At 36.0% G+C, this 10,541-nt stretch carries 9 protein-coding genes; 4 read left to right on the forward strand and 5 right to left on the reverse strand.

The window, feature by feature from the left end; all coding sequences use genetic code 11:
* The first annotated feature begins 165 nt into the window (after positions 1–165).
* The gene (gene rlmB / locus U0839_RS07415) at positions 166–918 is read left to right on the forward strand and encodes a 23S rRNA (guanosine(2251)-2'-O)-methyltransferase RlmB (protein ID WP_155565046.1); all 753 of its coding nucleotides are present in this window, start codon (positions 166–168) and stop codon (positions 916–918) included.
* A gap of 62 nt (positions 919–980) precedes the next feature.
* On the forward strand, positions 981–2,126 hold the full coding sequence (locus tag U0839_RS07420) for a glycosyltransferase family 61 protein (RefSeq protein ID WP_155565047.1): 1,146 nt from the start codon (positions 981–983) through the stop codon (positions 2,124–2,126).
* On the opposite strand, the gene cysE is transcribed toward U0839_RS07420, so the two are convergent.
* A complete protein-coding gene (gene cysE, locus U0839_RS07425) occupies positions 2,119–2,955 on the reverse strand; it encodes a serine O-acetyltransferase (protein WP_110439502.1) in 837 nt (278 codons plus the stop codon). The two genes, U0839_RS07420 and cysE, sit on opposite strands and share 8 nt — an antisense overlap.
* A gap of 387 nt (positions 2,956–3,342) precedes the next feature.
* On the opposite strand from cysE, the gene U0839_RS07430 reads away from it, so the two are divergent.
* Together U0839_RS07430 and U0839_RS07435 are read left to right on the forward strand one after the other, a co-directional pair.
* Entirely contained in the window at positions 3,343–4,665 is a 1,323-nt protein-coding gene (locus U0839_RS07430; RefSeq protein ID WP_155565073.1) for an ammonium transporter, read from the forward strand.
* 99 nt (positions 4,666–4,764) lie between these two features.
* Entirely contained in the window at positions 4,765–5,286 is a 522-nt protein-coding gene (locus U0839_RS07435) for a hypothetical protein (RefSeq protein ID WP_196424834.1), read from the forward strand.
* A gap of 241 nt (positions 5,287–5,527) precedes the next feature.
* Here U0839_RS07435 and U0839_RS07440 read toward each other — a convergent pair whose 3' ends face one another.
* The 4 genes from U0839_RS07440 to U0839_RS07455 all read right to left on the reverse strand — a co-directional run.
* Positions 5,528–7,723 (reverse strand): peptidase domain-containing ABC transporter, encoded by a 2,196-nt coding sequence (locus U0839_RS07440; protein ID WP_413550391.1) that lies wholly within the window; start codon positions 7,721–7,723, stop codon positions 5,528–5,530.
* On the reverse strand, positions 7,720–9,030 hold the full coding sequence (locus U0839_RS07445) for an HlyD family efflux transporter periplasmic adaptor subunit (protein WP_413550392.1): 1,311 nt from the start codon (positions 9,028–9,030) through the stop codon (positions 7,720–7,722). Before U0839_RS07445 ends, U0839_RS07440 begins: the two co-directional genes overlap by 4 nt.
* 210 nt (positions 9,031–9,240) lie before the next feature.
* Positions 9,241–9,600 carry a hypothetical protein gene (locus U0839_RS07450; RefSeq protein WP_122123148.1) on the reverse strand — a complete coding sequence of 120 codons (360 nt, stop codon included), beginning with the start codon at positions 9,598–9,600 and terminating at the stop codon, positions 9,241–9,243.
* Positions 9,601–9,752: 152 nt separating this feature from the next.
* Positions 9,753–10,541, reverse strand: a 789-nt coding sequence (locus U0839_RS07455; protein ID WP_413550393.1) for an acid phosphatase, incomplete at its 5' end; no start/stop codon positions are given.

Genomic DNA, 10,541 nt, shown 5'->3' on the forward strand with positions numbered 1-10,541 from the left:
TCCGCCCCCTTTAGCCACTCGGGCACCCCTCCCTCGGAAGATGAAAAACAAATAACAGGTTCTTTTGATAGATGTCAACAGAGTTTTTAACTTTTCTTTGTAGATTTTTTTGATTTTCTCTATAATCATTTGATTTTTAAATATATAGAAAAGATTGAATCATATATGAGTAAAAAACCTGTTTCTAATTCTCATCAAAAAGAGGGTGGATATTGGTTATATGGTTTGCATTCTGTGCAAGCGGCTTTGAAAAATCCATTACGTCAAAAAAATCGTTTGTTGGCTACACAAGAGATATTTGACACTTTAATGACCAAATTGGAACGGCCTTTAAATATATCTTATGAAATTGTTGATCGTATGATGTTGGATAGATTTTGTGGTCGGGATGCTGTACATCAGGGCGTTGCATTACAGGTTACGCCACTTCCCGACCCAGATTTAGAGGATATAGTGAAACGGCATGGACCCGTGCTCATCCTTGACCAAGTTACAGATCCTCGCAATGTTGGTGCTATTTTACGTTCGGCAATGGCATTTGGGGCAGCTGGAATTATTATGCAGGATCGTCATTCCCCAGAAGAAAGCGGGGTTTTGGCCAAGGCGTCGTCGGGTGCTCTTGATTCTGTATTGGTAATGAAAGTGGTTAATCTTTCACGTATCATGAAGCAGTTAAAGGAAAAAGGTTTTTGGGTTCTTGGAATGGATGCGCAGGGTGAGGTTCTAAATGGTCAAAATTATAAGCAAAGAAAAGTGGCATTGGTGTTGGGTGCCGAAGGTAAGGGACTGCGACAGCTTGTCCGTCAAAATTGTGATGAAATTGTTTCATTATATATGGCCGGGGATATTGACAGTTTAAACGTATCAGTTGCGGGTGCCATTGCCTTGTACGAAATAATCCATTCTAATTTAATCTAGAAATTTTATGTTAGTTTATTTAAAATCGTTCTTTTTATGCAATATTAAAGGTAAAGATCAGCTTGTTTAGATTGTCTGTATCAACGCGTGAAAAAATAAAAGACTTAGTTTTTCATCAGCAAAATCGTATAAATCACCATTCTATTGAAACTGTTAAGATTGAAAAAACGATTGGATGTTATGGCAGCCCGCGATGGAAGAATATTCAGGAATTTACAAACAATCAATCATATCCTTTTTTGCACTGGAAACATCCAGCCGAGACAATTTATCGTTATCATCTGAAAGATATAACCCTCGATGTTTATCATATGGTATATTTCAAACAAAACCGGGTAATTACCAACAGCAATTATTACTTATCGGAAAATTTGCTCAATTCCATCCACATTCAATCGGATAAACTGATTGATGCGCGAGATCAGGGAGCTGTATTCTGTTGTTCTGATCATTGGGAAAACAATTATTTTCATTGGATGATGCATGCCATTCCAGCTTATTATGCGGCAATGCAATCAGGAATAAAAGCCAAATTTCTTTTGCCTTACCCATTGATGTTATGGCGTAAACGCAGTTTGGAATTGCTGGGACTTGACTTATCCATGTGTTATCCCATTGAAAAGGAAAAACAATATAGATTTTCAGAATTTTATTATTTTGATTATCTCTCACAAAAATTTGGCTATTCCTGTTCAAAGCTTTCTGAGCAGGCATATGTCAAAATGAAACAGAATGCTGTTGTATCTATTCAGTCAATAGCGAAATATGACAAGATATATATTAGTCGCGTAAATAAGAATAATCGGCATTTACCTAATGAGGAAAAGCTTGTTGAAGCATTGGAGAAAAGAGGATATTTTATTTTAAATCCTGAATTATACAGTCTAGATGAACAAATCATGCTTTTTCATTATGCAAAAATTGTGGTTGGTTTGTTGGGTGCAGGTTTATCAAATATCGTTTTCTGTCAAAAAGACACATTGATTTATGAATTGATTCCAAGTCATCATATCAATCCATGTTTTCTGGTCTTGTCTTTACAAAGCGGATTGCGTTATTGGGCCGATCAATTTGACAGTGGTGTTGATCATGGGGCGCCAGATCATCTTAGTGCCTGGGAAAAACCAATTGATGTAGCATTTGTCATGAAAAGGCTTGATGAACTTGAACCTTATATGCGTTCTGTTGATAATGCAGTTGTTAAATAACGTAATCAATAGGGGGAAGACTTAAATCCATTGATACTCCAGGTAAATCTTTATGACGTACCCCGATTTGTCGGGCAGGATTACCAACTACGGTTGTGTAAGGTTTGACTGCTTCTAAAACAATTGACCCTGCACCAATCTTGGCTCCCTCTCCAATTTCCACATTTCCCAATACTTTTGCACCTGCACCAATTAAGACTCCCCGACGGATTTTGGGATGACGGTCTTTTTCATCTTTGCCCGTTCCCCCAAGGGTAACTTCTTGTAAAATTGAAACGTCATCTTCTACAACAGCGGTTTCCCCAATAATAACAGAAGTGGCGTGATCTATCATGATTCGCTGTCCCAGACGGGCGGCAGGATGTATATCAACCCCAAACACTTCCGAAATACGGCTTTGTAAATGAAGTGCAAGATAGCGTCTTTGATTATGCCATAGCCAATGGGAAATGCGGTGGGCCTGAATGGAGTGGAATCCCTTGAAAAATAGAAATGGTGTAATTAAATCGGAGCATGCTGCGTCTCTCATCATAACTGCGATCAAATCGGCTGCAGCTATGGAAATGAGAGGCGGATTGGTTCTGTACACCTGTTTGATTAAATCAGTTAATGCCTGATAGGGGATGGAGGCATCTTCTAATTTGCGTCCTATCATACAAGTCAGGGCGGTTTTGAAATCATGATGGCTGTGAATGCATGTATCAAAAAAACTGGATAATAAAGGATCACAACATCCATTGCTTTCTTGAACCATTTTTTCCCACAAGGCTTGAAGGTTTATTTCGTGGCTGTCGGGGCCGCTCGCTAATAGGTTATTCGGATCATTCATTGCGTTTTGAGTAGGTGCAATTGGATGAAGAGATTGACCAAATTTTTTTTTCATCATGCCCTCATGCAAATTTATCAGTATCCTTAGGGAGAAATGTGACTTTGGTTAACAAGACATATAAGGAAACTATATTTTTATTCAAATGACCAGATTTTTTTACATGTAAAAAAAAACATATAATTTTTTCTGCAAAGGATTGTGCTTTGTCTAACAATGTTTAATAGTTGAATAAGGACTAAAACAATAAGATTTCATTCTATGTATCATAAGCATAAACTATTGATTTGATAGAATAAAGTGGGTTTTACTTGGATTGTACGGGAACAGTTTCCAATGAAATGTAAAAATAAAAATTTTCTGAATATTCAAAAAATTTTTCTGTATCTGATGTGTATAGTTGGATTAATTCCAGACTCTGCATTAGGGGCTTTGCCAGTGATGCCTGTTTTGGATAGTGGTGATACGGCATGGATGTTAATCAGCAGTGCATTGGTTTTATTAATGACAATTCCAGGATTGGCCTTATTTTATGCAGGGATGGTTCGCAAGAAAAATGTTCTTGCAACAATGATGCAATCCTTTGCTATATGTTGTCTTGTTACTTTAATATGGATAACAGTGGGATACAGTCTTGTATTTACGACAGGGAATTCTTTTATTGGTAATTTATCACAATTTATGTTGAATGGAATTCTTGGCAACTATCACATGGGTGTTGATAAGGGGTTCATATTAGGAGCCAATGGAAACAATCCTGTCATTATGACTATCCCACAAAGTGTTTATGTTATGTTTCAAATGACATTTATCATTATTTCTGTGGCAATTTTGGTTGGATCGGTTGCAGAACGTATAAAATTTTCTGCCCTATGTATATTTTGCATATTATGGGCATTATTTTCCTATGTTCCTGTTGCATATTGGGTTTGGAATCCGACGGGCTGGTTGGCCAATCTAGGAGCAATTGATTTTGCAGGTGGAACAGTTGTTCATATTAATGCCGGTATTGCTGGTTTAATATGTGCTCTGGTTGCAGGAAAACGGTTAGGGTATGGTCGAAGTGATTTGGCACCGCATAATGTAGGTTATGCTGTTATGGGCGCTTCCCTATTATGGGTTGGGTGGTTTGGTTTTAATGGAGGATCTGCCTTGGGTGCAAATGGTCGAGCAGCCATGGCGGTACTTGTAACACAGATTGCTGCCGCTGCTGGTGGTATTGGCTGGATGTCGATCGAATGGACTATTCGAAAAAAACCAACAGTACTTGGTATTGTTTCTGGAGCAGTGGCTGGCTTGGTAGTCATTACCCCAGCAGCTGGTTTTGTAATGCCTGGCCCGGCCTTATTGATGGGATTTCTAGGCGGGTTGATTTGTTTTTGGAGTTGTTCTTATTTAAAACGAAAATTGGGATATGATGATTCTCTTGATGCTTTTGGTATTCATGGAATGGGGGGAATTATCGGGGCAATTTTAACCGGTGTTTTTGCCTTTGGTCCATTGTCCGCTACAGAGACAGATCCAGTGGGTATTAGTGCATCTTTGCATCTTGTTATTGCTCAGATTGAGGCAGTTGTTGTCACAATAATCTGGAGCAGTCTTGTTTCATTTGTTTTATTGAAAATAATTGATTTTTTGATTGGATTGCGTGTAGATACAGATTCAGAAAGGCAAGGGTTGGATATGGTTTTACATAATGAACAGATAAATTGAATATTAGCAATTATTTTTGTTTACAATTTTTAACAAAAAGCGCTTTAATACAATTGGTTTAAGAATATTAAACCTTTTATTTATGTAAGGGTATTATAAATGATAAAATCCATAGTTGCGCGCTTTCCTGTTATAGGTGCCGGTTTAGCTATTACCTCTTTTGTCGGAACCTCTTTGCTGGTAAACAATGCTGTCCATGCTGTTACATCCAAAGAATGTCATCAGCAGTTTACGGCAGCTAAAAAAGCTGGAACCGTCAAAGAAAAAACGTTTAGAGATTTCAAGGCAGCTAATTGTAAAGATGAAAGATCTGTCAAAGATGAAATGCATCAGCAAGATGCGAAAAAATCTGATACATCCCAGAATAATGCTTTTTCTAAATCTCCAGCTAAACAAGATGCTACAGCATCAAGTATAGCAGCAGGTGATGCAGTTTTTCCAAACGCGGTTGATAGTAAATATTCAAATGAGAAAGAAGGTACTGCTCGGATGCATACCTGTTTGGATCAATATAAAGCGAACAAAGCCGATAATAAGAATGGCAATTTGAAATGGATTCAAAAAGGCGGCGGTTATTATAGTGATTGTATGAAACATTTTAAATCTGGTTCAGCACAATAATTTTTCCACAGTTTATAAAAGCCTGTTTTTTTAATTAGAACAGGCTTTTTATATTTAAATAAAAAATATTCCTACTGATAAATTGAAACTTTGGGTTATCTGGTAATATTTAAATTATTGAAATAAATTGTAACAGGGTTAATTTCCTGATTTTCTGATTGTATTATAACCAAACTGATTAATATATAAAATTATGTTCTTTTAAAAAACCGTATCCGGAATTATCTTTTGAATTGAAGGTTTATGATGTTTTATGCTGTTGGTGTCTGTGAATAAGCTCTTGTCTTTCAACAATTTCAATTTTTCCAGATTGTGCATTTTCAACATCCATTACAATAACATAATCACAATGCGCAACTGTTGCAGGCCGGTGTGCCACAATAATGCGTGTTATATTCATTTCATCTAGTATTGTCGCAATATGGGCTTCTGTTGGTTCATCCAGACTGCTGGTTGCTTCATCTAAAAATAGGATTGCTGGTTGGCGATATAAAGCTCTGGCTAAAATAACCCTTTGTTTTTGTCCTCCTGACAAGGAACTTCCCATATCACCAACAAATGTTTCAAATTTCATGGGCATTGCCATTATATCTTGTAAAATTGCAGCTTTCTGTGCACATTCAATAATTTTTTCCTGATCAGGTTTATCATCAAACCCGCAAATATTATCTGCAATTGAACCAGAAAACAGTCCATCATCCTGTAAAACACCAGCAATTTCTTGTCGGTAATTGTCAAGAGATTCTTTTAATATATTTCGACCGTTAAAGTAGATATCACCTTCCTCTGGATGGGTTAAACCCATCATTGTTTTTAAAATTGTTGACTTTCCACATCCTGATGCGCCTACAATAGCAATACTTTTACCCTTTGGAATTTTCAGGTTTATATTACGAAATACCCAAGGTTCAGCAGGAGAGTATCTAAAACCCAAATTTTTACACACAAGATGGTTTTGATCATTAATATGAAGTTGTTCCGTCAATCTGTTATTATTCGATATAGATATTATAGCATTTTCTTCACTTTCTGTAGGTGTTAAGACTATATCTGAAATACGATCACTCTGGATAGAAAGCATTTTTAGTTTGAAGGCGGCACCGATAAGATTGCCTATGCGTCCGGTGAATTGGTCTTTGTAAGATAGAAAGGCAACCAGCATTCCAACTGTCATTTTATTATCCATGACGTAATGTGCCCCGATTACCAACATTATTAACCTGTCAATAGCGAAGATGGAATCATTTATACGTCCAAAAATAAGGTCATAACGTTGTGTTTTTAATCCGACATTGATTGCATCAACCAATAAATTTAACCAGCGTGCACGTCTTCGCTCCCGCAATCCAAGTAACTTGATACTTGCCATACCTCTCAAAGTTTCAATAAGATGTGAATCCTTTTTAGCATTATAGACAATACCCTCTTCAGAGGCTTGCTTGTAAGGGCGATAAGCCATAAGACGGCTTATACCGTCAAGGATTACAGCAATTAATGTTACAAGTGCCAGCCATTTACCATAGATGATTAGCATTACAAACATACCAATTGCCATTAAACCATCCATGATTGCTTGTACCATATCAGTTGTAATGGTTTGTTGAATAATACCTAATGAACCGAAACGGGATAATATATCTCCAACATGTCTTTTCAAGAAATAATCCAGCGGTAATTTGGATAAATGTTCAAAAAGGCTGGCATTCCATTGAACAGATATACGGGTGCTGAAAAGCATGACCATCCATGTTCGGGCTGTGGAAATAAGCATTTGCAGCAAAATAAGAATGGCAATTCCAACTGTGATTGTTGTTAGCAAGCCGTTATCCAAAGTCACAATGACTTCATCAATAATGACTTGCGAGGCCATAGGCATGACAATTGAAATAGCTTCCAATCCAAGGGATGTTAATAAAAGATAAAACAGGGTTGTTTTAAGACCGTCTGTTTTTCTGAAAAGATCACGTAAACGAAGATTGTTGCGCTCATCTTTTCGGGTAAAATTTTGGTCGGGAGCAATCTCAAGCGCCACTCCTGTAAATTCATTATTGATTTCACCCCAAAGTACCTTACGTTTTCCACGGGCGGGATCATTAATCATAATTCCATTGGTTTTTACATCTGTTAACACGACAAAATGGTTTAAACTCCAATGAAGAATGCAAGGTAAGCGTAATTTTTTTAGTTCTTCCATTTCCAAACGCAAAGGACGTGTTGTCAAGTTATTCCGTTGCGCAATATCAATAATATTCTGTAGGGTAATTCCTTTGATAGAAATAGATTCTCTTTGTCTAAATGTTGTTAGATCAATATAATTTCCATAATAACTCATAATCATGGCAAGGCATGCCAGGCCACATTCGGAAGCTTCCACTTGCAAAATTACGGGAACAGTTTGGCGAAAAGCAAAATTTAGTCTTTTCAAGGTATTAATCATGAGTTCGGTTTCGTTAATCTTGTTTTAATAGTATCGTTAACCTCAATAATGGGTTGGAACATCCATTGATAAAGGCGACGATAATCAACGGCAATATCAGCTTCAACTTGCATTCCGGGCTGCAAAAAATATTTTTTATTGGGATAAGCTGCAATGAAGTTTTTTTCAGGTTTTACTCTAATTCTATAAAAGTTACGATCAATCTTACTGTTTGGACCAATTATTTCATTTTTTAAATTGGGATTGCTGTCTTTACCCATTATATCCGATGTAACTGGTGTATAAGTAATTTCGGTAACAGTCCCGTTGTATAGACCAAATTTTTGATATGGAAATGCTGCATAACGTAAGATAACATTGCTATTTTTCTTTAAAAGTCCCACGGCTGAACTAGGAACATAAAGTTCGGCTTCGATTGCTTGACCTTCTGGAACTATACTAGTTAAGGCGGAATCTTGTGAAACTTGCTGACCGATATATCCCCGAAGCGCTGTTATGGTTCCATTTATGGGGGCTGTAACGAAAATAGTTTGATTACGTTCTCCCAGTATGATTTTCTGATCAATATCATTTATGCTTTTTTTAATTTCATTGAGATCACGTTGGTAATTGTTATCGTACAGTTGATATTTTGATGCATTTTCTAATATTTGGCCTTCAATCGATGTTTGATTTTGTAAGAACTGTGCATGAGTACCTAGAATTTGGGCATATGTATATAATTGATTCTGATATTCCTGATTTGTTGCCAAAGACATTTTCTTGGCTTTTTCAATCATCAGTAACGATTGTTGAACCAAGGGGATTATTTGATTGTCATTTTCGATTTGCTGGGTAACTTTGTCATGCTGTTTGTAAAGATTAGAGAGTGTTTCCTTAATATTGTTTTTTTCAATGGGAGCGGCCTTTTCTTTGAGTGCAAGCTGTTTTTCAAGAATATTTTTTTGTTTTTTCAACAAGTTATTAGTTAATTGTTGTGTGGGTCCATTGATAGAGGTGTTTTCGAGGCTTATCGTGAATAATTTATCGCCTTTATGAACAAATTGGCCCTCTATAACGTTTTTTTCAATAACAATGCCATTTGTTCTTGATCCTATAGTGATTAACCCTTCTGTAGGCATAATGCTGCCGGAAGCATGTATACGACGCGTATAACCACCGAAAATAGTGTATAATATGATAATAACGATACAAATGAATGAGATAACCGCGATGATTTTTATAGGAATAGGTTGTACATCCTGTACGCGACCTAACCATGTATCTCGTTTTGCTTCTAAAACTTCATGCCTGAAAAGAGAATTCATGGATAATAATCTTGATAGATTAAATAAATTTTGTAAGAATGTTGAGAAACATTACTTCAATCATAAATGTTTATGATTGAAGTATTATATATTCTCTAAAGATTTTTTATATTTATATTAATTTGGGTGAATCAATTTACACGATAAAAACAACTTATTTTAAATAATATAATGAATAGTTGCAGGAAAATTTCATTATGTATCTTGAAACTAATGGAAGAGATTAGCAATTCCCTGCGATATTCCATTAATAATTCCAACTGTACCTAATCCTATCCCAGAAATTGCATTGTTAACATTGCTACTTATATCGGCGGCATTTTTTGATTTGGCTGCGTCAACAATAGATCCAATACCACTTCCAAGTTTACTTCCGGCATTTGCTTCATTGTTGGTTTTAATTCCTGTTAAACTACCATAAAGATTATCGACAATTCCTCCAATTGAAGCGCCTATGAAAGAGCCTATTAAAGCGGAAGAAACGGGAAGTGTAATATTGCCCCCGATAATATCACCCAAAAAAGATCCACCTGATACGCTATTGATTTCATGTGATGTAATTTCTCGCATTTTAATATTCCTGAATAGAAGGGGTTATAATTTATTTCAATAACCTATCATCAAATTATTAACATATCAAATCAAATATACAATTGTATTTTATTAATAATACTTAATCTTTGAAAAAGTTAAACGATAATTGCATTTTTATTAGAAGTTTGTTAATTTTTATTAAAATGGATTTTTCGTGACTTTTTGAGGAGTTCCTGTTTAACTTGTTTAAGTTTTTTTCTGAATTCTTGATTTGCATGTAAACGGGCGACGACTTCAGCTCCGATCAAGCGGCCTGCGTCTACATCGCTTTGCCAGTGTGCACCACAAATAACACGACTTTGTCCGAATTCATAACCTTCTTTCAATATCTGGTCTTGTTTATCTGGAAAAATTTCGGATAGAAATAAGGCGGCGGACCATCCAAAAGCTGCGTGACCCGAGGGGTATGAACCATCCTTACGCAGTAGGTTCTCATCCTCTGGAGTACAGCTGTGTGTGTGATAATACATAAAGGGGCGAATTCTTTGATAGTGTTTTTTCGCTTTATCAGTTCCAAAATTACCGCTCATGATTAACAGATCCTCTAAAAAATCTTGAGTGATAGGGGTATTTTTCTTGGATATTTCAATACCGATGGTTTTAGAAAAGTTCTTTCCGATTGTTCCGTTAAAAATAGCGGCTTCTTCAATGGCTTGGATCCATCGAGATGTATTTATAAGTTTGCGTGTATTGAGATATATTTCTTTATCAATTGCGAATAGTTGACTATTTCTATCTGGTGGGGGCGGTAAAAGTTTCAAACTATTTGCGAATTGATCAGTATGCAAGGGTAATTTTTTTGATTTAATAAATAGTCTTTTAATTTCATCTTTTTGTAAATTGCTGGATTGTCCAGTTAAGGGGAATATTAGGATATTTATTAATAATGTAAGAATAATTGTTTTTTTATAATTCAT

It is taken from the genome of Commensalibacter sp. A3DC (genome assembly GCF_047307945.1).
Classification (GTDB): Bacteria; Pseudomonadota; Alphaproteobacteria; order Acetobacterales; family Acetobacteraceae; genus Commensalibacter; species Commensalibacter melissae.